Here is a 21,274-nt window from a genome sequence, read left to right as displayed (position 1 = left end):
ATGACCGACCAGTGCTCGCGCGTCCAGAAACTCCCGATCCGCCCGCTCCACACCCTGCATGACACTATTCTCCCAGCTCAGCATGCCATTTCAAGGAGACACGCCGATTATTCAGCAGCCTCCTAGGGCCGCGTGACTGACGGGGACTTTCACACGGTCTGTTCTGGTGAAGGGGACTTTTGCAAGGTTGAGTCGAGGGAAGGTCCCCTTCGGTCGCGACCCCAGGCATTGCCGTGTGCCCTGATGGGAGCCTTCACGGCGTTTAACGCTGTCATGGTGGCCTTCAGGGGCACGCATGAAACGGTCATGGCGGTATGAAACGGGCGAATGGGTAGACTTTTCGTCCTTTGTGGAGGGTAGGCGGCTTCGAAGGACAGGCGCCCGAGGCTTCGAGCGGCGGCTGCTGCGACAGTTCTCAGACGCGTTCTTCGAGTCGGGCGGCGCGCAGCCAGAGCTCGATACAGGTCTCGGTGGTGCGGTTGAGTCGGTGCCGCCGTTTTCGCGGTAGACGATAGCCTTCGTGATCCTTTATCGCTCCATTCGATGCTGATTGTTCTGACGTCCCATCGCCGTCCTGCCTAGCCGATCGGGACTTCGTTGGAGCGGGACTCGACGGCGTCGAGGGTGGCGCGGGTGGCGTCGTCGAAGGTGATCTCGTCGACCGCCATGTTGGCCTCGAGATGGACGGCGTCGGCGGTGCCGGGGACGAGCAGCACGTTCGGGGCGTGCCGCAGCAGCCAGGCGAGGCCGACCGCCGACGGCGTGACACCCAGCGACTCGGCCACGGCGTGGACGGCAGGCTCATCCGTGACCTTGGGCAGGCCGGGGAAGGCTCCGCCGAGCGGGAAGAACGGCACCCAGGCGATGTCCTCGGCCACGCACAGTTCGAGCATGTCCTCGTCGCCACGGGAGACGAGGCTGTAGGCGTTCTGCACGCAGACGATGCCCGCGGGCAGGGCGCGGCGCAGGCCGTCGAGGGTGACGCTGCTCAGGCCGATCGCGCCGATCTTGCCCTCCTCACGCAGGGCGGTCATCACCGCGAGCTGATCGTCGAGGTCGACCACCTGATCGCCGTCGGGACGCAGGCCGGGGCCGGAGTCGAGGCGGCGGAGGTTGACCACCGGGAGCCGGTCGACGCCGAGGCTGCGCAGGTTGTCCTCGACGCTGGCGCGCAGCTGCTCGGGTCGCTGCGCGAGACGCAGCGGCAGGCGTCCGCCCGGGTTGGGGTCGGCGCCGACCTTGGTGACGACCAGGACGTCGTCTTCGGGGCGCAGGGCTTCGCGGATCACGTCGTTGACGAAGCCGAAGCCGTAGAACTCGGCGGTATCCACGTGATTCACGCCCAGCCCGACCGCGCGGCGCAGCAGCGCGACGGCCTCGTCGCGGCGGTCGCGCAGGCGGTCGAGCTGCGCCGCGCCGTAGCCGACCCTGGACACGGTGCGTCCGGCGAACGAAGCGGTAGAGGTGAAAGCGTCCCGGTCGCCGGACAGATCGTGAGCGTCCTTGCCTGATGTCTCCATGAGCACCACGCTACAACCATGGACTGACAGATTGCAAATTTTGTCATCCAGACTGCGGGAGCCGCGGGACAAACTGACATAGTTTGACGTCTGTCAGTCCATCGCCGTACATTCCTTGCCCTAGGCACGAATGTCGGCCTCGCACCAGCTCGACCAGGAGGCCTCATGCGCCGCGAGCCACTCGACCCGGAGACGATCTTGTCGGCCACCGAAGAGGTACTGCGCCGCCACGGTCCGGAGAAGGCCACGGTGCTCGATGTCGCGCGGGTGCTCGGCGTGAGCCATGGGAGCGTGTACCGGCATTTTTCGTCCAAGGCGGCGCTGCGCGAGGCCGTGATACAGCGTTGGCTCGACCGGGGGCGAGAGGAACTGGCCGCGGCGGTCCAGGATTCAGGACTGACCCCACCTGAACGGTTGAATGGCCTGCTCACCACCATGTTCGCCATGAAATGGGCGAAGGCAAGGGAGGATCCGGAACTGTTCGCCACCTTCCGGGTGCTGGCGGCGGAGCACAGCGCCGTGCCCTCAGCTCATATCGCCTTCTTGCTCGCCCAGATCAGCGCCATCGTCGTCGACGGCATCGCCAGCGGCGACTTCGCGGCCGGCGACCCGGAAGCGATCGCCCTGGCCATTTTTCACGCCACCGGCCGCTTCCACGATCCGGCGCACGCTGCGGAGTGGCGCTCCCCCCAGGTCGTAGCGGAGTCCGCAGCTGTCGTCGCGCTCATCCTCGACGGCGTCCGAGCCCGGTGAAAGCTGCTGCGACGGTTAGGCAGGAATAGGCCGAGTTATCCATCTCCGTCGACGCCCGCTGTGAGGAGGTACTCGTCTCCGACCGGCTGCGGCTCACGCGGGAGACGTGGACTCGACAGACCCGACCCGTGACCAGAGTGGACGGAATGACAGCTTGCAGGCCCATGTTCGGCCTCTGACCACGTCCGCTCGCTGTCGCTGCTCCAGTTGCATCGGCCGGTCGTGGAGAATTCGCTGGCCCGCGTCGAGGATGATGTCTAGCGTGGGCAGCGTTGTCACCGAGTCAGGCCCGCATTCGATTTGCTGCCCGCTGGACGAACGGACTTGACTACCGGGGTGAACATGGGAGACGTCGGCGCGCGGTTGGTGGGTCGTTTTGGTCCTGAGGCCGAGGACTGGCTCGCTGAGGTCCCGATCCTCGCCACGCGGCTGGCTTCCCGGTGGGGTCTCGTGCTCGGTGAACTGTTCGAGAGTGGAGCCTCGTCTGTCGTTTTCCGCTGTCAATGGCCTGATGGGACGCCAGCGGTTCTCAAGCTCAGTCCGGATCTGGCACTACTGACCAAGCTGGTGGAGATGCTGCGCGTGTTCGCGTCTTCAGGTCGGGTGCCAGCCGTATTGGCCACCGACGCGGAGGCCGGGGCGATGGTGCTGGAGGAGGTCCTACCCGGCACCGAGGCCGAAGACATGCCACAGACGTCCTTGCCGCAACAGTGGGGAGAGTTGCTCGCCGCACTGCACGGCGTTGCCCCGCCCGCGCGATGGCCGTGGGACTTGCGCGGTCGGTGTGACGAGGCCTTCGGCCGGATCGGCCGGAGGCTGTCCGAACCGGCCATCGGCGCTCGGATCGATCAGGACACGTGGCAGCGGACGATACGGCGCTGTGAGACATTGCTGGACACTCAGGCCACGCTGGTGTTGCTGCACGGCGATCTGCATCTCGGCAACGTCCTCGACGGCGGCCCGGCGCGAGGTCTGATCGCGATCGATCCGAAGGCGTGCGTGGGCGATCCGTGCTTCGACGCCGTCGACTACGTGGTGGCCGGTGCCGGACACGAGGGTGTCGAGCGCCGTTGCCAGCGGGTGGCGACCGCGTGCGGACTCGATGGGGACAGGCTGTACGCCTGGAGCCGGGTGATCGCACCCATGGTGGCCATCGCGTACCTCACCTACGGCGGCCCAGAGCCGGTGATCGACGAACTACTCGACCTGGCTTGGTGATCCCACGCGAATGGCCGCCCACGGCCGCTTCCTCCGGACGGGCCGCGACGGCGCCGACGCAGCGACCGTACGACGTGGCTGGTCACAGCGTCAGGGACGGCGGGCGGTGATGATCCAGGCACGCGAGTCGAAGTAGACGCCACCATCGGTGGTGTGGGCGGCGAGCGTGGCGCGTAGCCGCGCGCTTGCTTGCTCGGCCGCCGCTGCGCCGAGGCTGGCAAGCAGGTCTTTGAATTCCCACAGGCGAAGCACCGCATCGAAGGCGGCGGCGCTGTCCGGGCCGTAGTAGACGGGCTCGCGCACGTCGGTGAAGCTGACTTCCGTGAAGCCTGCCGCCGTCAGGATGCCTTCGGTGGTGGCCGGGTCGGCGAGTGAGAACGGGTCCGGACCAGCAGGTGCGCCTGGAGCGGCGGGGAAGGTCTGGCGGATCGCGGTCGCCCACTCATTGCGGTCGCGCTCTTGCCAGACCAGCAGCACCAGGCGGCCCGCGGGGCGCAGAGCGTGCCCGATATTGGTGAACGCGGCGACCGGGTCGGCGAAGAACATCGTGCCGAACCTGCTGATACAGAGGTCGAACTGCGCCGGTGGGAAGCGGTGTACCTGGGCGTCCGCCTGCTGGAAAGTGAGGTTGGGCAGTCCCTGGTCGGCGCTGAGCTGACGGGCCCGTTCGAGCATTCGTTCGGAGACGTCCACGCCTACCGCGCTTCCGGCGACGGCGGCGCCGGCGGCTTCGCGGGTGGACTGGCCCATGCCACAACCGACGTCGAGCACGCGGTCGCCGGAGCCGACGCGGGCAGCGGCGCGGAAGAGTTCGTTGTGCAGGCGCAATTCCGCGTCGTAGTCGAACAGGTCGGACATCACCGTCACCGGATCCTCTCGATATCACTTTCGGCCGGGCCGTCGCACCCGGCGCTTATCAGCCGCCCAGGCTCAGCCTGCCCAGTCCGGGGTCCACACGTTATCGCGGGCTCTCGTCTGGTACCCGGCCCGGAGGTACGCGAGGAAGTCGGCGAGCACGGGATGCGGATTGTCCGCTCGCCAGATCACCGACAGCGGGTAGACCGGGATCGGGTCGATCACGGGGATTCGGCGGAGGTCATAGCTCTCCGGCCACAGGTACCGCGAGCCGTCGCCGACGAAGGTGGCGAGCCGGTTCGAGTTCGCGATTTCGGCGAGGAGCGCTTCCACGCCGAAGCTCGGTCCGAGCGTGTCGATGGTGAGCCCGAAGGTCGCCGCCAGGTCGTCGTAGTAGCCGAGCGGCTCGGGGTCGGACATGCCGGGCATCCAGAGGGGGTGCTTGGTCAGCTCGGCCGGCGTCACGGACTTGGCGTTCGCCAGCGGGTGCCGTGGACCGACCAGCAGTTGGTGCCGGTCGTCGATGACGCGTGCCGACCGGAGTTCGCGCGGGACCTTGAGCGCGGTGGCCCGCAAGGATCTGAAGGTGGCGTCAAGGGTGCCGGCGCTGACCTCGGCCAGTGCCGACGTGGCGTCGATGTTGAGCAGGGCGACGACATCGAGCTCGATGTCGGGGTGCTGCTGATAGAACGCCTGAAGGACGCCGGCGGAGACGATCCTGCGGCTGACGACGTCGATCCGCAGGGCTCTGCGCCCTGGCGTCACGGCCGCGGTGACGCGCTCGGCGGCGCGGAGGAGTTCGCGTGCGTGGGGTAGCAGCGCCTGCCCGTCGACGGTCAGCAGCGCACCCCTGGCGATCCGCGCGAAGAGCTGCACGCCGAGCTCTCGCTCCAGGTTCGCCACGCGTCTCGACGCCCCCTGCTGGGTGATGCCCAGATCGTCGGCGGCGGCTTGGAACTGGCCGGTCTCGGCGACGGCGACGAAGGTACGAACTGCATCGAGATCCACGAGGGAGAACCTACTTGCACAACGACGAGTTGTGACACGCCGTGCGATCGGTTGTTGGTGGCAACGTCCATCAACCGGCTTCACTCTCCCTGTGGCAACAGAGCGTTGTCCCACGAGGGGTGGAAGCGGAGCAAGTGCCGACTATGTGGCGGAGGGCGAGCCTGGGCCAGGCGTTCGGATGGTTGTGGGCCTCTTACGCGGTCAGCGCCTACGGGACCGGGCTCGGGTTCGGCGCGTTTTCGATCGTTGCCATCACGGTCCTGCATGCCGGTTCGGCGGAAGTGGCGACGCTGTCGTCATCCGGCCTCGCGCTCGGGGCGCTGCTGGCGATTCCGATCGGGCCGTGGATGGAGTGTCGCGCCAAGCGGCCGATCATGATCGCCATGGACGCCGTCCGCTTCGCGGCGCTGGCCTCCATCCCGCTCGCCTATTGGCTGGGGGTGTTGTCCTTCGCGCAGCTCTTGGTGGTCTCGGTCGTCACCGCGGCCGCGAAGATCGCGTTCACCGCCGCCAGCGGCACATACCTCAAGACCATCGTCCCCGCTGACGGGATTCTGGTGGCCACCAGCCGTTTCGAGTCCACCACCTGGTCGGCCACGATCATCGGTCCGCCCGTGGGTGGCGCCGCTGTCGGGCTGCTGGGGCCGGTGACCACCGTTGTCCTCGACGCGGTCAGTTACCTGCTCTCGGCACTCGCCATCACCGCGATCAGGCAACCCGAGCAGCCCCCGAACCCGGCGAAGATCCCACCGCGTCGAGGAAGCGACGTCATCGAGGGGTGGCGCTACCTCCTCTCCCACCGCACGCTGCGTCCGTTCTTCTTCAACGTCATGCTGGTCAATGGCCTGATCATGGCCACAGAGCCACTCTTGTCGGTGCTGATGCTCTCGGAGCTGCGGTTCCCGGTCTGGGAGTACGGGCTGGCGTTCGCCGTTCCCTGTGTCGGCGGCTTGATCGGGTCACGACTCGCCCGCCGCGTCGCTTCCCGGTACGGCGAACAGACGGTGTTGCGGGTCTTCGGCGTGCTGCGTGCCTGCTGGTCGCTTGGGCTCCCGTTCGTCCGGCCGGGTCTTGCCGGGCTGGTGATCGTGATGGCCACCGAGCTCGGCCTGATCCTCTGCATGAGCGTCTTCAACCCCGTCTTCGCCGCCTATCGGTTGAACAACACCGATACCCGTCGCCAAGCTCGGGTGCTCACCTCCTGGTCGATCACCAGCAGCGCCAGCATCGCGGTGATCACCGTCCTGTGGGGCCTCCTGGCGCAGCTCACCAGCCCGCGTGCGGCCATCGCGGTGGCCGGGATTCTGCTACTGGGCACGCCGTTCCTGCTGCCACGACAGGTCACCACACCAAAAGAGCCGGATCGTTCCGGCGACAGAGCGCGAGCATGACCGCCGCGCGGTCTCAGTTGTCTTCGGGTGCGGGTGGTGAGCCTTGCTGGAGAACGATTCCGTTGCCGTCGAGGTCGTCGAGCTGGGCGAGCCGGAATCCCCAAGGCGTGTTCTCGATGTCCCCGACAGCCACCCCTTTACCGAGCAGCTCGGCGCGGACGGTTTCCAGGTCGTCAACGGCGTACACGAGGCCCTTCACCGAACCCGGCGGCATGGTCGGGAACCAGGTGACCAGGGTGACCGCGGGACCACCGCCGGGCGGGGCGAGCATGACCCAGCGCGAATCCGGGCCCATCGGATCGTCGAACAGCACACTGAACCCCAGCTGCTCGACATAGAACGCCTTCGCCTTGTCCTGGTCACTGACCGGAATGGACACAATCGCCAGCTTCATGCCGAACTCCCTTTCTCCCGATACCGTTTACGCTTGCCGGTCGAGGTGTGCGGGCAGCCCCACCGCGGCCATCTTCTTCCAGCCACGAGTCAGGATCAGCCTCGCGAACTGAGCCCCAAGACCGTGAAAACCCGTCTGCTCGAACCGCAACCGGGTGCTGCTGGGGCCGAGTTCCGCCAAGGTGAACGTGACCGTCGTGTCGACCGGACCGCCCAGCCACGACCACACCATCCGGTCCGGCTCACTGATCTCCAAAACCCGGCAGCGCACCACACCGTCGAAACCAGGCCTCGGGGTGGTGCGGAACGTGAACCCGTGCCCGACGACGGGACGGAAATCGGTCGGCATCAGCCAGGCGCTCAACGCCTCCGCCGACACCAACGCCTGCCAGACACGCGCCCGAGGATGCGGATACACCGCTACCACCGTGATATCGGCCCTCATGAATCCCGCTCCAAGTAGTCGCCCAGCGCGTCCAGCCGTTGTGTCCAGAACCGCTCGAGCTCGTCCAGCCACGTCCGCAACTCGGCGAACCGCTCCGTACGCAACCGATACCGCCTGAACCGGCCGTCCTGCCTCACCTCGACCAGCCCGACCTCCCGCAACAACCGCAAATGCTGCGACACGGCCGCCTGACTCACCGCCAACCCCTCACCCAGCTCAGTGACCGACAACTCCCCCGGCGCCAATCGCTCCAGCAACACCCGCCGAACCGGATCAGCCAAGGCCGCGAACAGATCCGGCGGCCCCTCCTTCACCGGTCGACCACTACGCACCACCAGCCCACTATACATTAGTTTCAACTTAACCATCAGGCTGGGAACTTTCGGCTGGTTCGTGCCGGTGACCGGTCCGGTGGCCGAGGTCGTGCAGTACTTCCTCCGCTACGAACTGGCCGGAAAGCTGCTGGAGAACACCGCGGACTACCCGCATCGGGGTAGAGATGGGTGCGGAACTGGAAAAAACGATCTGATGCCACCCGAGGAACCACCTGGTATCGAGATCCAGCTCGACAAGCTGCTCGCCGAGCGCGGGATGACCGTGACCGAACTGGCCGACCGGGCGGGACTCACCCCGGTGAACATCTCCGTGACCTGGACAGCGACAGCTACTGGGTAGCTTTCGCCGGACCGTCCCGATCAGCCATGCGGGATTCCACGGCCACGAGATCCTGCTGCACGGCGACCATGGTTCGGAGCGAGGCGAAACCGACCTCACGATTGACCCGGATCATCCGGCTGTTGTCCGCGCCGGTCGTGGTACTGATCCGCTCGAGAGCCGGGCAGTCGGAGACCAGCCACCGCAGCATGCACGCCTTGATACAGCGCCCCAGGCCACGTCCCCGAAACGCGGATGGTACAGCGGTATCCCGCTGGTAGCCCCAGTCCGGACGCCGCGGATGCACACACACCTCGGTGAAACCGGCGACGGCACCGGTCTTCTCGTGGATCGCGATCACCACCCACTGCTCGATACCCTGCTGCCGCCATTCCGCTTCGGCGGCACGGACCCGTTCCACCGTCCACTCCGGCCACCGGTAGTCCGACTGCCCGAGCGGAGCATCGTGAATCGCGCCGCGCGCGACGGCGTAGGAATCGATGACGTCATCGGGAGCGACGCCGATCCACCGCTGCAAGCGGTAGCCCGCCGGTGCCTCGACGTCCCACAGAGACCTGTCGGTCCCGGCAACCACCAGCGCCTGCCGGACAATCATCCGAACAGTCGTGAAACCCCGCCCCTCGGCCCAGAACTGACCCGCGGTTCCGGCGACCACCTGCCAGCTTTCGAGCACACGACAACCCCGCGCCCTCGACTCGGGCAGCGCCGCGCGGAGCATCGCGGTGCCGATCCCCCTCCGGCGGCAGTCCGGATGAACGCTGATCCCGATCAGCCCGACCTCGCTGTTCTCGTCTTCGAGAAAGCACACCTCGGCGAGGGCGACGACCTTGTTCTCCCGATACCCCAGCGAAGCGGGTCGAAACGCCGGATCACCAGGTCGATCGTCACGAGACACACCCTTTCCTCGTTCGTCCCAGGAAAGTGTATCGGTCTAGGATGCAAGGATGTTAGCATCCTAAGATGAGCGCCAAGGACGTCAAGCAGTTCAACGTGTACCTGCCGACGGACTTGGTCCGGGAGGTCAAGCATCACGCGATCGACACCGAGCAGTCGTTGTCGGCTCTCGTGACCGAAGCGCTACGCCAGTACCTCACGAAGGCAGCAGAAACAGCCGTTGACTCGGAAGGAGCATGACATGACGACCGACGGTATCGAGGCCGTGTACCTCGAAACGCACAACTGGGGAAAAACGGCCAAGTTCTTCCAGACGCTCGGCTTCAAACTGGAGTTCGAGACCGATCACAGCTCGGGCATGCTGAAGAACGGCCCCGGCCCGTATTTGTTCATCGCCGAGGTGCCCGAGGACCAGCCGACGGGGATGCAGCTCGTCCTCAAGGTGGCCGACGCGGCTTCGTTCGAGGCCGACGCCGGGATCGAGGTCGTCACCCCGTTCGAAGAGACTCACCACGGGTCCAAGGAGATGACCGTCCGCGATCCCGACGGACGGACGTGGATCCTCCAGCAACCAGCAGGCAACTGAGCACGCCCGATCGAGTCCCGGGGCCGCCGGCGCTCGCCTCCGTAGCCGGGCGCGGCGGCGGACGAGAACGCGATCGGGGTGGCGCGGTCAGCGGTCCGTCGAGAACGGGGCGCCGTGGTCCAGCGCGGGACTGACGGCCGGATAGTTCGACTGCTGCGTAACGCGGGCCGGTCGCGAACGCCTTGACCCGCGGTCACCCACCCGGCCGAGAGGGACGACCGCTCGGCCTGCTCCGGGGTGCCGAACTACCCGCTCAGCGGCCGGGCAACCGAGACGACGAAAGGCAGGGGAACCCAACGCTGCGTTCTTCGGCGCCTTCCTGATCCCCGGGCGTCGCCTGGGGATCAGGAAGGCGTGGTGCGTCCGACGGTCACCGAGCTGTGCCCCCTGCCTGCGGTGTCAGCGAGCGGTCAGTGTGGTGCTGTGCCAGCCGGTGGCGCCGTCGGGAACGGTTCCGGCGCGCTCTTCGGTCTGCGTGTAGCCGGACTTGTCGGTGGCGCGCGAGAAGATCTGGTGGACCCCCGCCGGCACGTTCACCTCGGCCCACCACATGCGCCAGGTGTTGATGTTGACCTCAGTGGACAGCATGGCCTCGACCCACGGGCCGCCGTCCACGCGGACCTCGACCTTGGCGATCCCGGTGTGCTGGGCCCACGCCGAACCGGCCACGCGCACGGTGCCGGACTTCACGTCGACGAAACCGCCCGCCGGGGAATCGATCCGGGATTCCGTCTTGATCGGGGCCTTCTCGCCCCAGCCGCGCTTGAGCCAGTACGCCTGCCGGGCCTTCCAGGTGGTGACCTCGATGTCGACGAGCCACTTCGTGGCGGACACGTAGCCGAAGAGGCCGGGCGTGATGAGCCGCGCGGGGAAGCCGTGTTCGAGGGGCAGCGGCTCGCCGTTCATCCCGATGGCCAGCATGGTGCCGCGGCCGCGGTCGCGACCGGCCTCCACCGGCGTTCCCGACGTCCAACCGTCCACACTGGTGCAGAACAGCTGCTCGGAACCGGCCTGCACCCCGGCCTCGTCGAGCAGGTCGGCCAGGTCGACACCGATGAAGTTCGAGGTGGAGACGTAGTCCCCACCGACCTCATTGGACACACAGGTCATCGTGATGGTGCGTTCGACCAGCGGCCGGTTGCGGATGTCGTTGTAGCTGTAGCGCTTTTCGCGATCGACCATGCCGTGGATGCGCAGGCTCCAGTCCTCGGTGCGGACCTGCGGGACCGACAGCGCGGTGTCGACGCGGTAGAACTTCGAGTTGGGCGTGAGGAACGGGGGCGTGCCGAGCTTGGCGAAGTCCGCGTCGGCCGGGATGACGGGCGCCGTGCGCGCGGGCACGAGCTTGCCGACGGCCTCGCGGGAAGCGGTGGCGTCGCGCGAAGAGCCGGCGAGCTGCCCACCGAGACCGGCCACGCCCGCCCCGACGACCACACCGGCGCCGCTGATCAGGAACGCGCGCCGCGACGGACCCGCCGCGACCGCTTCACCGGCCTGCTTCCGCGGCACGACCCGGTGCAGGAAGAAGAACGCCGCGACGCCGACCACGACGCTCGCCACGGGGGCGAGCAGGGCGACGGTGCCGAGATCCGGGCGCTGCGAGACGGCGAAAACACCGACGAGGCCGAAGATCCCGATGATGATCGTGCCCGGCCATGGCGACTTGACCGACACCAGGCCGGCGATCGCGGCCGCGACCAGCAGCACGGCCGCCATGCCCAGCAGCAGCACCAGCTTGTCGTAGGTACCGAAGGTCTCGACCGCGAAGTTCTTGAGCGGCAACGGGGTCAGGTCGATGGCGCCGTTGCCGACCGCGAGGTACGGCGACGCGTTGACGTTGATGAACCCGGCGACCAGATGCCCCACCGCCAGCGCGATCAGCAACGCCAGCACGCCGATCAGCGCCGCCGAGGGGAGCCGGAGCCGCGATGACGACAGCGACTCGGGGTTTTCTGTGGTGCCGGATGTGCCCATGTGAATCATTCGGCGCCGAAGCCCGGCAGGGTGGGTCGGCAGCCAGTCCGATGTGCCACAGTTCGCTCGTTCGTGTCGGACCACTCCGCAAATCGGCCCGGCAAACCCCGCGTGACCACCGGAGCGGTCCTGCGCGGTCCGGGCGTTCCTGATGGACAGTGCCTGCGCGACGTTGGCATCGGCGCGCAGGCGGTCCTCGTAGCGGCTCACCGGGTAACGAGATCGCGGGCGGGCTATCCCTCGTCGGCTGGCGGGTAGGTGAACCGGGTCAGCAGGTCCATGAGCCGCTCGGCCTCGCCGGGCCGCAGGTGTGAGACGAGGTCGTCGGCCAGCCCTGGCGCGTCGACGTGCGCCGCGTCGAAGACCTCGGTGCCGCGCACGGTGATCTCGACCGCCCGCGCCCGCCGGTCCCCCGGGACGGCCCGGCGCACCGCGAGCCCGTTCTCCTCGAGGTCGTCGACCACGCGCATGATGCCCGCCTTGTCGACGCCGGTCGCCTGGACGAGGTCGCGCTGGGTCGTCGGCCCGCGATCGACCAGCACGATCAGCACGGCGAAATGCCGCAGGCCGAGCCCGAGCGGGCGCACCGCGGCGGCCATCGCCGAAGCCGCGCGGCTGTGCGCCCGGCGCAGGAGGAGACTGAGGGCGAACGGTGAACCGTCGTCGAGGCGGTCCGTCGCGCGGGACTTCCTGGTTCCACTGCTCACGGTCGTAACACTACTCGCATGATACCGTTTCACCTGATACCAAACTGGGGAGAACGCCTGATGCTCGGAGTGGCCCCCGAACCCGCCGAACTCACCGCCACCGTGCCCGGCGACGACCTGGTGCCCGATCCCGACGTCGTCATGGACCGCGGTTTCCCGCTGCCGGTCCCCGTGGCGCAGGCCTGGCCATGGTTCGCCCAGCTCGGCCGGAACCGCGCCGGGTGGTACCTGCCGCGCTGGGTCGAGGCGGTCGTCCCGCCGGGTAAGCGCGCCCTGCGGCGGCTCGACCCGGGTCTGCAGAACCTGAAGCCGGGCGACGTCATCGACGACTGCGGCGGGCGTCACGCGACCTTCGAGATCGTCACGCACGACGCCCCGCACACCCTGGTGCACCGCTCGACCCGCGGAAACCTCGAGCTCAGCTGGGCGATCCTGCTCCGGACGGCCGACGGTGACACGACCAGGGTGCACCTGCGCTTACGCGTCTACGGCGTCCGCCATCGCAGGCTGGTCAAGTACGCCGGTGGGTTCGTGGACCTCCTCACCGTCGCCGGGCTCGCCGCCGGGCTGCGCGAACGGCTCCCCCGCCCACCGGCCTGAGCCGCCGAACTCGCTCAGGCTGCCCGCAACGCCCGGCGGATCGGGACTTCGAAGAGGCTCGCGATCCTCGCGTAGCCGCGTTCGTTGGGGTGGAACCAGTCGTCGGCGAGGGTGCCGCGAATCGGGCCCAGTGCGGGGCCGCGGAAGTCGGCCACGTGCAGGGCGCCGGTGGCTGCCGCGTGGTCGATGAGCGTGTTGACGGCGAGTGCCTGGGGATTGCCCTGCGGCAGCGTCGCGACCACGGACTTTCCGGCTGGGAGTGCGGCGAGCAGCGCGGCGAACCTGTCCGGCGCTTCGAGGCGGCGGGTGCGGCTGAGCATGTCGTTCGCGCCCACCAGGACGGTCACCAGCATCGGCGCGGACGGCAGGGCGAGCAGGCGCGGAAGCTGCTCGGTCACCACGTCCTCGATCCGGGCGCCGGTGACCGACAGGTTGACCACGCCAAGGTGATGACCGGTGGTGGCGAGCCGCGCGTGCGCCTGGCCGACCCAGCCGCGCGTGAAGTCGGGGGCGCCGATGCCCTGGGTCATCGAGTCGCCGAGCGCGACCCAGAGCGGCGCGCCACCGCGCAGCGCCTCGTCGTTCGCTGTGCGCCACGCAGCGGCGAAGGGCTCCTTCTGCGCGCGGACGCGACGGATCCCGGGGACGAACACGCCGACGACGTCCAGTGGGCCCAGCCTTCGGCGGTCACGGCGCGATGTCACCAACAGGGTCCTCCGGAGTCAGTCCGCAGTGGTCCGTTCGGAGTACCACTGCGGACCATGGTAAGCGGCGAGTGCGGTCCTCCTGAGCGCCGTGCGCCACTCAACCGGGAGCGGGTGCTGAACGCCGCGGTGGCACTCGCCGACCAAGCGGGCATCGATGCGCTGAGAATGCGCAACCTGGCACCGGAGCTCGGCGTGGTGCCCATGGCGCTGTATAAGCACGTCGCGAACAAAGAGGAACTACTCGACGGCATGGTCTGATGATCGTCGGCGAGATCGACCCGCCGACGCCTGGCGCGGGCCGGAAGGACGCGATCCGCCAGCGGATTCTCTCGGCACGGGAAGCGCTGCTGCGCCACCGCTGGGCGTCGCAGGTCATCGAGTCACGCACCGGCGGCGCAGGCCGCCCTGTTCCGCCGACTGGCCGAGCAGTACCCCACATCATCGAGATCGCCACGGCCCTGGCCCACGACGGGGAATCGGCCGTGGGCCAGGGCTGCGATGACCAGTTCGAGTTCGAATTCGCCCTGGACGTCCTTTTGGACGGGTTCGAGCGGCTTCACCAGCGGGGCTGGACCTCCACCGCGTCCAAACGCGCCGCGGAAGCCGCCGGATAGCGTCACCTCTCACCGATTCTGGTGCCAGCACGATGAGCAATCGCGGACGCCCCTACCTTTGAGGGTGTCGCCGCCGCGGGCCCGCCGGTATATCTGTGCGCGCACACCCAGACAGTAATCGGCCAACTGCTGACCGCCAACCGGATGCTCCTCGCGCGGATACCGAATCCCGTCGGCGGCTCGCGCTTACGGCGTCGCAGCCGCACTCGCTCTCAGCAGGGGACCACAGGTCCAGACCACTGAAGTTACTGGTCCTGCGCGAGGAAAAGCTGACTCCACCGCACCACCTGGACCTTCCCGGCGCGCTTCGCTGTCGATGGCGCGCCACTCGGCCTGCCACTTCCCCAGGAGGAAGAATGCACCGGTTCGATCCAGTCCGCGACCACGCGCTCGGACTTTTCCGCATCGTCGTCGGATTCCTGTTCGCCTGCCACGGCGCGAAAACACTCTTCGGCGTTCTCGGCGCGAAAGCACCGGCCGCGATCGGCACCTGGCCGGGCTGGTGGGCCGCGGTGATCCAGCTCGTCGGCGGCGCGCTCGTCTGCCTCGGCGTCGGAACCCGCGTGGCCGCGCTGATCGGCTCCGGCTCGATGGCGTTCGCCTACTTCACCGTGCACGTGTCCACCGGGCTGCTGCCCATCCAGAACGGCGGCGAACCGGCCACCCTGTTCTGCTGGACGCTGCTGCTCATCGCCTTCGCCGGACCGGGCCGGTTCGCGCTGGGTACGGTGTTTTCCGCGAACCGCCGGACCGCGGGCCCCGCGCCATCGGACACTGTGGACGGTGAGCTGCCCGCGTCGGCACCACAGCGCTGACGATCAGCCTGGAAATCCGGTGGCCTCCGGCACATCCCGGGGGCCACCGCCGTCACTCCCCCGCGGGCGCGGGAAACCGCCCGGGATCGACGACCGCGCCCAGGCCGCCCAGCAGGGCGCCGACGCACATCTCGCGCAGCTCGGCGCGGGAGAACGCCTGGTTCGCCAGCCAGTCCACGCACAGGGTGCGGACGAACACCAGCCAGCTCATCAGCAGCGCGGACACCGTCTCCCTGGTGCGGCCTTCGAGCCCGGTGACCTCCAGCAGACGGCGTTGCAGCGTCGCGCATTCGTCGTCGATGATGGCCTGGATCACCCGATCGCCCGCGAGCACCTGGTTCGCCGCGAGCACCGTGTTCCGGTTCGCGGCGAAGTAGTCGATGTGCGCGTCGAGCGCGGCGGACACCAGCTCCGGAACGGAGACGGCCGGATCGAACTCGGCTTCGGCCAGCAGCCGGTCGGCGGCCTGCTGGTAGATCGCGGCGAACAGGTCACGCTTGTTGGGAAAGTAGCGGTACAGCAGAGCTCGGGAGATACCGGCCTGTTCGGCGATGTCCTCCATGAACACTTCCTCGTACGGCTTCGCCGCGAACAGCAGCGCTCCCGCGTCGAGCAGCTCGGCTCGGCGCTCGGCGGGGTCGAGCCTGCGGCGTGGGGGCACGCCGCCACGCTACTTGACACCAGTCCTCCCGCGGTCGTACCGTCCCTTAGTAGATGCGTGTCTACTAAGGGACGGTACGACCATGGCCAGGTTTCTCAAGGGACTCATGCTGGTCATGGGCATCGCGTGCGTGGCGATCGGGGCCTTCCACTTCGTGCTCGGCATCGGCTCGGTGCCCGGCGAGGGCGGGACCGGCGCGACCGTGGACAGCCGGGAACGCTTCTACGGCGCGACTTTCCTCGGTTACGGCCTGCTCTGGGTCTGGGCGGCCCGGCAGTCCCCGATCTCGGCGAAGGTGGTCCGCTGGCTCGCCGGTATCTTCCTGCTCGGCGCGGCGGGGCGAGTCCTGTCCCTGATCGTCTACGGCCAGCCGCAGTGGTTCCAGCTCGTCCTGACGGTCGTCGAACTCGTGCTGCCGCCGGTGTTCTTCTGGCTGTCGACCGCCGACGAGAAGGCGGCCGCGCTCCTGCCGGGAACCGGCGCGACGCCCATGCCACGGCCGACGAGCTGATCGGCGTCAGCGGCCGCGGCGCAGCCGGGTGGGACGGCCGCGTCAGGCACCGCCGAACATCCGGCGGTGGCAACCGCGAGGCGCCGGACCGCATCGGCCATCGCTCCTCCTTCCACGCTCGAACAGTCCACTGCCCAGCATCCTGCCAGCCGAAGACAATGGTTCTCATCACCCAAAAATCTCGTTTTGCGCCGCCCGTTTCATCCGAGCGACGAGAAACAACGCCCTGTTCGGCCGCCCACCAGTGGCCGGGCTAAGCGGCCTTGCCCGAGGAACCGGGCCGGATCGAGCTGACCAGCGTGCTTGTCCACTTAGGACACCCTGGCCAGGAACAGGCGCTCGTCCCGGAGTCAACCTCTAGCCAGTGCGCGTCGACGGGAGGCCGGGCAAGCTCAGGTAGTGGCTGAGCCGAGTGGCCGCCGCGAGCATGGCGAGCCCCTGCGCGGTGAGCTTTCGCTGCCACCCGTCCAGGGCGCCGGACAGGGTGTCCGTGCCCCCTGCTGTCCGGATCTGCTGGACCACGGTGGCGATGTGGTCCAGCGGATAGCCCCCGCGCCTGAGGAGATGGGCGAGCTCGGCGTCGCGGACGTCGCTCGCGTGAAAAACGCGGTATCCGGTGATCGGGTCCCGTGCGGGGACGAGGATGCCCGCGCCTTCCCAGCTGCGCAGGGTCGCCGGGGTGACCCGGAGCCGGTGTGCGAGTTCGCCGATGGTCCGGGTGCCGGAGTCCGCTGATCGGTCCGGAGCGGCGTCGGACTCCGCGGTCAGGTGATCCACCGCTTTCCGCACCGCGTCAAGGGTTTCCCGGTCGCGAAGCAACTGGCCGTGGCCGCGGTCGATGAGCGTCAGGACGTCGTCGAGCGCGCCATCGTGGAGGGTGTTCATGAGCTGGCCACCGGCCGCGTGCCCGTACGCCCGCACGAGAGCGAGGTAGGTGCGGAGCGCTGCCGCGTGCACCTCGCTGTAGATCCGGTAGCCACTATGGGTGCGCTCCGCGGGCGGGATGCACCCGTCCCGCTCGTAGTTGCGGACCGCCTGGGTCGAGATGCCGTGCTCGCGCGCGAGGTCGGCCGGCCGGAAGGTTATCACCGGTTTGAGACTTTACCGCATGACTGCCTAGTGCAAGCCAGGAAGGTCTCCACAGTTCTTTCAACGATACGATTGAGACCCATGAGTCAAGACATTCGAGACTTCGTGACTACGTCCTGTCACCTGCTGGCTCTCGGTGAGCCGACGCACCAGGAACCGGCCTTCGGGTGGGTCCGCAACGAACTGTTCGGTCAGCTGGCCGCCCTTGGCTTTCGGTCGATCGCCCTGGAGACGGACCGGGTGGCCGCGCTCATGGTGAACGACTTCGTCCAGGACGGCGTGGGAACCCTCGACGCCGTCCTGCGCGAAGGCTTCTCGCACGGCTGGGGCGACCTGGACCCCAACAGGCAGCTGGTCGCGTGGATGCGTGAATACAACGAGAGCCGGACGCCGGAAGAACGCCTGGCTTTCCATGGCTTCGACGCTCAGATGGAGAACACCAGCGCACCCAGCCCGCAGCGCTATCTCGAGTACGCCCGCGACTATCTGGAGCTCGACCTCGACCTCGCCGACCTCGCCGGAGACGACGAACGCTGGAGTCGCACGGAGGCGATCCTGGACCCGGCCACGTCGATCGGCGCCACGGCCCAAGCCGAGAAGCTCCGGTCCGTCGCCACAGACCTGCTCGCCACCCTCGACGCACGCGGACCGGAGCTGATCGCGGCGACATCGCCCGCCGCGTGGCTCCGGGCCAGGACACACCTCACCGCGGGCCTCGGCCTGCTCCGCTATCACAAGCAGGCGGCACAACGCCTCGACCGGGCCGCGCAGATCTCCGGTCTGTCGGCCGTCCGCGACGCGCTCATGGCCCAGAATCTCCTCGACATCCGCAGCGCCGAGGCGCGATGGGGGCCGACGCTGGTGTCCGCGCACAACCTCCATCTGCACCGAAACCAGAGCACCTGGCAGCTGCCGGACACCGTTCTCACCTGGTTGCCCGCGGGCGCCATCGTGGCTCCCCTGCTGGGCGAGCAGTACACCTTCGTCGCCGGGAGCCTCGGCCGCAGCGAAACTCTCGGGCTGGGAGATCCCGAGCCGGACACCCACGAGGGCTCCCTGCAGAGTCTCAGCCCCACCTGGGGCCTGACCACGGCCACCACGATCGCCTCCGCCGCCCGCAAGCGCACCGACACCACCCCCGCGCAGGGCTATTTCCCCCTCGACCAGGCGACCCTCGACGTCACCGACGCGATCCTGCACATCAGCGACGCCGCGGCCACCACCCAGGCAGCGTGCCCCTGAAGGCCACCATGACGGCGTTAAACGCCGTCATGGTGGCCTTCAGGGACCGCCCGACGCGGGCCGCCAGGGCCCCGGACAGAACAGACTTTCGAGGGTATGGCTGGTTTGTCTCGTACTGGCACACTGTCCGTGCCAGTACGGTCACCCTGCGCTCGAACCGTACTGATCGTCTCTCCCGTGCGGCCATGAGGAGTCCCGATGTTGTCAAGGCCCTTGCTCCGGATCGCTCTCGCCACCACCGGCCTGGTACTGACCGGCGTGCTCGCCGGTACGGCCACCGCGCAGCCGGCCTCGGCCGGGGCACCGGTGTTCTGGCGTGTGCCTGCCACCAGCGCCCAGGTCGTCTCGCTGGCCAAGGCCGGATTCGACGTCGGGGAATCCGACGCCGGTTCCGCCTACGTCGTCGGCGATCAAGCGGTCGCGAACCGGTTGCGCGCGCTGGGCTACCAGCCGTCGTTCTTCGACACGGTCTACAAGGACCTGCCCGCCGCCGCGCCCCGTGCGGCCGCCGCGGACACCTTCTACAGCGGCTACCGGACCGTCGCCGCTCAGGAGACCCACCTGGCCCAGGTGGCCTCGGCGCATCCCGACCTCGCCACCAAGTACACCATCGGCCAGTCGTGGAAGAAGACGAAAGGCCAGGGCGGGCACGACATCCAGGCGATCTGCCTGACGAAGAAGCAGGCGGGCGACTGCACGCTGACGACCAGCTCACCCAAGCCGAAGTTCGTGCTGATGGCGCAGATCCACGCCCGCGAGCTCTCCACCGGCGAGCTCGCCTGGCGCTGGATCGACTACCTCGCCGACTCCTACGCCACCGACCCCACCGCCAAGTCCATTTTGGACACCACCGAGGTGTGGGTGGTGCCGATCGCCAACCCGGACGGGGTGGACATCGTGGCGTCCGGCGGCAATTCGCCGAAGCTGCAGCGCAAGAACGCGAACAACACCCGAGGCGGCTGCTCCGGCACCAACATCGGCATCGACCTCAACCGCAACTCCACCTTCAAGTGGGGCGGCGACTCCAACTCGGCCTGCGCCGAGACCTACCAGGGCCCGAGCGCGGGCTCCGAGCCCGAGGTGAAAGCCCTCGAAGGCCTGTTCCGGTCGATCTACCCGGCGCAGCGCGGCCCCGGCAACAACGACCCCGCGCCCGTGACCGCGCGCGGCACGATGATCACGTTGCACAGCTACGGCAACGACATCATCATCCCGTGGGGCTTCAGCCAGGCCACCTCGCCGAACGACGCGCAGTACCGGAAGCTGGGCGCGAAGCTGTCGGCCTCCAACGGCTACCTCGTCGGCACCAACGCCGAGACCGTCGGCTACGACACGAGCGGCACCACGGACGACTTCACCTACGGCGCGCTCGGCGTCGCCAGCGTCACCTTCGAGGTGGGCGGCTCGAGCGGCACCTGCGGCGGGTTCCTCCCGAAGTACACCTGCGTCGACAGCACCTTCTGGCCGAAGAACAAGGGCGCGTTCATCACCGCGGCCAAGGCGGCCGCAGCTCCCTACCAGCAGTGAGCGACCGGTGGGCGCGGTGCGTTTCCGCCGCCGCGCCTACCGGGTGTTCACCGGCGGTGTGCCAGGGTCGCACGAGCGGGGGACGGCGGACAGGAGCGGGCATGGTCAGCAGATCCGGTGTACTGGTCGCGGTGGTGCTCGGCTTGACCCTCACGGGCGTGACCGGAGCGGGCGCCACGCCCTCGTCCCCCGGCGGACGTCCCGCCTTCCCCGCGGGGTTCTCGCTTCCCCAGGGCTTTCTCCCCGAGGGCATCGCCATCGGGGACGCGCCCACGGCGTACTTCGGCTCCAGGGCCGACGGCTCGCTCTACCGGGTGAACCTGCGCACCGGCGAGGGCGAGGTCTTCAGCAAGGGGCCCGGCACGCCTTCGGTCGGCCTCAAGATCGACCGGCGCGACCGGGTCTTCGTCTCCGGTGGCGCCGCTGGTGACGGCCGGGTGGTCGACGCCCGGACCGGCCGGATACTCAAGAGCTACGCGTTCACCGCGCCCACCGGGACCTTCGTCAACGACGTGGTCGTCACCGACCGGGCGGCCTGGTTCACCGATTCGCTCAAGGCCGTGCTCTACCAGATCCCGTTCGGCGGGCACGGCGAGCTTCCCGCGGCGGCGAAGACGATCCCGCTCACCGGCGACTTCGTGCTGACGCCCGGGGTGAACAACCTCAACGGCATCACGACGACCCCGGACGGCAAGGCGCTGCTCGCCGTGCAGAGCAACACCGGCAAGCTCTTCCGGGTGGACGGCGCCACCGGCGCCACCTCGGAGGTCGGGCTCGGCGGCGAGGTGCTCGTCAACGGCGACGGACTGCTGCGCGAGGGCGACACCCTTTACGTGGTGCAGAACCGGCTCAACACCGTCGAGAAGTTCACCCTCGACCGGACGGGCACCCGCGCCGCGCTCGTCACGAAGGTCACCGACCCGAGGTTCGACGTCCCGACCACCGTCGCGTCCTTCGGGAACCGGCTCTACCTCCCCAACGCCCGGTTCACGACCCCACCGGCGCCGGACACGACCTACGACGTGGTCGCGATCCCCAAGCCTTGACGCGGGCCCGCGCCCGCCCGTGATGGACGAGCGCGGCCCGGCG

At 68.4% G+C, this 21,274-nt stretch carries 26 protein-coding genes; 14 read left to right on the top strand and 12 right to left on the bottom strand.

Going from position 1 to position 21,274, the window contains the following annotated elements:
* Positions 1-578: 578 nt before the first annotated feature.
* On the bottom strand, positions 579-1,520 hold the full coding sequence (locus QMK34_RS35675; protein ID WP_326419128.1) for an aldo/keto reductase: 942 nt from the start codon (positions 1,518-1,520) through the stop codon (positions 579-581).
* 198 nt (positions 1,521-1,718) lie between these two features.
* Here QMK34_RS35675 and QMK34_RS35670 point away from each other — a divergent pair, with 198 nt between their 5' ends.
* Together QMK34_RS35670 and QMK34_RS35665 are read left to right on the top strand one after the other, a co-directional pair.
* Positions 1,719-2,273 carry a TetR family transcriptional regulator gene (locus tag QMK34_RS35670; protein WP_326419127.1) on the top strand — a complete coding sequence of 185 codons (555 nt, stop codon included), beginning with the start codon at positions 1,719-1,721 and terminating at the stop codon, positions 2,271-2,273.
* A 342-nt stretch (positions 2,274-2,615) separates the two neighbouring features.
* On the top strand, positions 2,616-3,491 hold the full coding sequence (locus tag QMK34_RS35665; protein WP_326419129.1) for an aminoglycoside phosphotransferase family protein: 876 nt from the start codon (positions 2,616-2,618) through the stop codon (positions 3,489-3,491).
* A 90-nt stretch (positions 3,492-3,581) separates the two neighbouring features.
* Here the strand turns inward: QMK34_RS35665 and QMK34_RS35660 are convergent, their stop codons facing one another.
* Positions 3,582-4,349 (bottom strand): class I SAM-dependent methyltransferase, encoded by a 768-nt coding sequence (locus tag QMK34_RS35660; RefSeq protein WP_326419126.1) that lies wholly within the window; start codon positions 4,347-4,349, stop codon positions 3,582-3,584.
* Positions 4,350-4,421: 72 nt separating this feature from the next.
* A complete protein-coding gene (locus tag QMK34_RS35655) occupies positions 4,422-5,354 on the bottom strand; it encodes a LysR family transcriptional regulator (protein WP_326419125.1) in 933 nt (310 codons plus the stop codon).
* 143 nt (positions 5,355-5,497) lie between these two features.
* Here QMK34_RS35655 and QMK34_RS35650 point away from each other — a divergent pair, with 143 nt between their 5' ends.
* Positions 5,498-6,745 (top strand): MFS transporter, encoded by a 1,248-nt coding sequence (locus tag QMK34_RS35650; protein WP_326419124.1) that lies wholly within the window; start codon positions 5,498-5,500, stop codon positions 6,743-6,745.
* A gap of 13 nt (positions 6,746-6,758) precedes the next feature.
* Here QMK34_RS35650 and QMK34_RS35645 read toward each other — a convergent pair whose 3' ends face one another.
* The 3 genes from QMK34_RS35645 to QMK34_RS35635 are packed head-to-tail and all read right to left on the bottom strand — an operon-like array spanning position 6,759 to position 7,918.
* Positions 6,759-7,139, bottom strand: coding sequence for a glyoxalase superfamily protein (locus tag QMK34_RS35645; RefSeq protein WP_326419123.1), 381 nt, complete (start codon positions 7,137-7,139; stop codon positions 6,759-6,761).
* Between the two features lie 27 nt (positions 7,140-7,166).
* The gene (locus QMK34_RS35640; RefSeq protein WP_326419122.1) at positions 7,167-7,583 is read right to left on the bottom strand and encodes an SRPBCC family protein; all 417 of its coding nucleotides are present in this window, start codon (positions 7,581-7,583) and stop codon (positions 7,167-7,169) included.
* Positions 7,580-7,918, bottom strand: a complete 339-nt coding sequence (locus QMK34_RS35635) for an ArsR/SmtB family transcription factor (RefSeq protein WP_326419121.1) — start codon at positions 7,916-7,918, stop codon at positions 7,580-7,582. Before QMK34_RS35635 ends, QMK34_RS35640 begins: the two co-directional genes overlap by 4 nt.
* Positions 7,919-7,982: 64 nt before the next feature.
* Between QMK34_RS35635 and QMK34_RS35630 the strand changes: the two genes are divergently transcribed.
* Positions 7,983-8,258, top strand: coding sequence for a helix-turn-helix domain-containing protein (locus QMK34_RS35630; RefSeq protein WP_326419120.1), 276 nt, complete (start codon positions 7,983-7,985; stop codon positions 8,256-8,258).
* Here QMK34_RS35630 and QMK34_RS35625 read toward each other — a convergent pair.
* Positions 8,248-9,153 (bottom strand): GNAT family N-acetyltransferase, encoded by a 906-nt coding sequence (locus QMK34_RS35625; RefSeq protein WP_326419119.1) that lies wholly within the window; start codon positions 9,151-9,153, stop codon positions 8,248-8,250. The two genes, QMK34_RS35630 and QMK34_RS35625, sit on opposite strands and share 11 nt — an antisense overlap.
* Before the next feature lie 65 nt (positions 9,154-9,218).
* On the opposite strand from QMK34_RS35625, the gene QMK34_RS35620 reads away from it, so the two are divergent.
* The gene (locus QMK34_RS35620; protein WP_326419118.1) at positions 9,219-9,392 is read left to right on the top strand and encodes a ribbon-helix-helix domain-containing protein; all 174 of its coding nucleotides are present in this window, start codon (positions 9,219-9,221) and stop codon (positions 9,390-9,392) included.
* A gap of 1 nt (position 9,393) precedes the next feature.
* Positions 9,394-9,738: a VOC family protein gene (locus tag QMK34_RS35615; RefSeq protein WP_326419117.1), complete on the top strand. Its 345-nt coding sequence runs from the start codon at positions 9,394-9,396 to the stop codon at positions 9,736-9,738.
* Positions 9,739-10,137: 399 nt separating this feature from the next.
* Here QMK34_RS35615 and QMK34_RS35610 read toward each other — a convergent pair whose 3' ends face one another.
* Both QMK34_RS35610 and QMK34_RS35605 read right to left on the bottom strand, forming a co-directional pair.
* Complete coding sequence (locus QMK34_RS35610) at positions 10,138-11,712, bottom strand: molybdopterin-dependent oxidoreductase (RefSeq protein WP_326419116.1); 1,575 nt, start codon at positions 11,710-11,712, stop codon at positions 10,138-10,140.
* A 233-nt stretch (positions 11,713-11,945) separates the two neighbouring features.
* Positions 11,946-12,419, bottom strand: coding sequence for a MarR family winged helix-turn-helix transcriptional regulator (locus QMK34_RS35605; RefSeq protein ID WP_326419115.1), 474 nt, complete (start codon positions 12,417-12,419; stop codon positions 11,946-11,948).
* Positions 12,420-12,479: 60 nt separating this feature from the next.
* Here QMK34_RS35605 and QMK34_RS35600 point away from each other — a divergent pair, with 60 nt between their 5' ends.
* Positions 12,480-13,019, top strand: a complete 540-nt coding sequence (locus QMK34_RS35600) for a hypothetical protein (protein ID WP_326419114.1) — start codon at positions 12,480-12,482, stop codon at positions 13,017-13,019.
* 14 nt (positions 13,020-13,033) lie between these two features.
* Here the strand turns inward: QMK34_RS35600 and QMK34_RS35595 are convergent, their stop codons facing one another.
* Positions 13,034-13,723 (bottom strand): SGNH/GDSL hydrolase family protein, encoded by a 690-nt coding sequence (locus QMK34_RS35595; protein ID WP_326419113.1) that lies wholly within the window; start codon positions 13,721-13,723, stop codon positions 13,034-13,036.
* Between the two features lie 57 nt (positions 13,724-13,780).
* On the opposite strand from QMK34_RS35595, the gene QMK34_RS35590 reads away from it, so the two are divergent.
* The 3 genes from QMK34_RS35590 to QMK34_RS35580 all read left to right on the top strand — a co-directional run bounded on the left by QMK34_RS35590 (position 13,781) and on the right by QMK34_RS35580 (position 15,155).
* A complete protein-coding gene (locus QMK34_RS35590) occupies positions 13,781-13,984 on the top strand; it encodes a TetR family transcriptional regulator (RefSeq protein ID WP_326419112.1) in 204 nt (67 codons plus the stop codon).
* Entirely contained in the window at positions 13,984-14,340 is a 357-nt protein-coding gene (locus QMK34_RS35585) for a hypothetical protein (protein ID WP_326419111.1), read from the top strand. The genes QMK34_RS35590 and QMK34_RS35585 overlap by 1 nt, the downstream gene beginning before the upstream one ends.
* A gap of 356 nt (positions 14,341-14,696) precedes the next feature.
* Complete coding sequence (locus tag QMK34_RS35580) at positions 14,697-15,155, top strand: DoxX family protein (protein ID WP_326419110.1); 459 nt, start codon at positions 14,697-14,699, stop codon at positions 15,153-15,155.
* A gap of 52 nt (positions 15,156-15,207) precedes the next feature.
* Here the strand turns inward: QMK34_RS35580 and QMK34_RS35575 are convergent, their stop codons facing one another.
* Positions 15,208-15,816 (bottom strand): TetR/AcrR family transcriptional regulator, encoded by a 609-nt coding sequence (locus QMK34_RS35575; RefSeq protein ID WP_326419109.1) that lies wholly within the window; start codon positions 15,814-15,816, stop codon positions 15,208-15,210.
* An 82-nt stretch (positions 15,817-15,898) separates the two neighbouring features.
* On the opposite strand from QMK34_RS35575, the gene QMK34_RS35570 reads away from it, so the two are divergent.
* The gene (locus QMK34_RS35570) at positions 15,899-16,327 is read left to right on the top strand and encodes a DUF4345 domain-containing protein (RefSeq protein WP_326419108.1); all 429 of its coding nucleotides are present in this window, start codon (positions 15,899-15,901) and stop codon (positions 16,325-16,327) included.
* Between the two features lie 357 nt (positions 16,328-16,684).
* Here QMK34_RS35570 and QMK34_RS35565 read toward each other — a convergent pair whose 3' ends face one another.
* Positions 16,685-17,416 (bottom strand): TioE family transcriptional regulator, encoded by a 732-nt coding sequence (locus QMK34_RS35565; protein WP_326419107.1) that lies wholly within the window; start codon positions 17,414-17,416, stop codon positions 16,685-16,687.
* Between the two features lie 81 nt (positions 17,417-17,497).
* Here QMK34_RS35565 and QMK34_RS35560 point away from each other — a divergent pair, with 81 nt between their 5' ends.
* The 3 genes from QMK34_RS35560 to QMK34_RS35550 all read left to right on the top strand — a co-directional run bounded on the left by QMK34_RS35560 (position 17,498) and on the right by QMK34_RS35550 (position 21,231).
* On the top strand, positions 17,498-18,658 hold the full coding sequence (locus QMK34_RS35560) for an erythromycin esterase family protein (RefSeq protein WP_326419106.1): 1,161 nt from the start codon (positions 17,498-17,500) through the stop codon (positions 18,656-18,658).
* A 198-nt stretch (positions 18,659-18,856) separates the two neighbouring features.
* Entirely contained in the window at positions 18,857-20,185 is a 1,329-nt protein-coding gene (locus tag QMK34_RS35555; RefSeq protein WP_326419105.1) for a M14 family zinc carboxypeptidase, read from the top strand.
* Positions 20,186-20,286: 101 nt separating this feature from the next.
* Positions 20,287-21,231, top strand: coding sequence for an SMP-30/gluconolactonase/LRE family protein (locus tag QMK34_RS35550; RefSeq protein ID WP_326419104.1), 945 nt, complete (start codon positions 20,287-20,289; stop codon positions 21,229-21,231).
* The last annotated feature ends 43 nt before the right edge of the window (positions 21,232-21,274 follow it).

Origin of the sequence: Amycolatopsis sp. H20-H5, assembly GCF_035828755.1 — a bacterium.
GTDB lineage: Bacteria > Actinomycetota > Actinomycetes > Mycobacteriales > Pseudonocardiaceae > Amycolatopsis.
The sequence above is the reverse complement of the archived record's forward strand: the minus strand, read 5'-3'. Positions and strand labels throughout refer to the sequence as shown.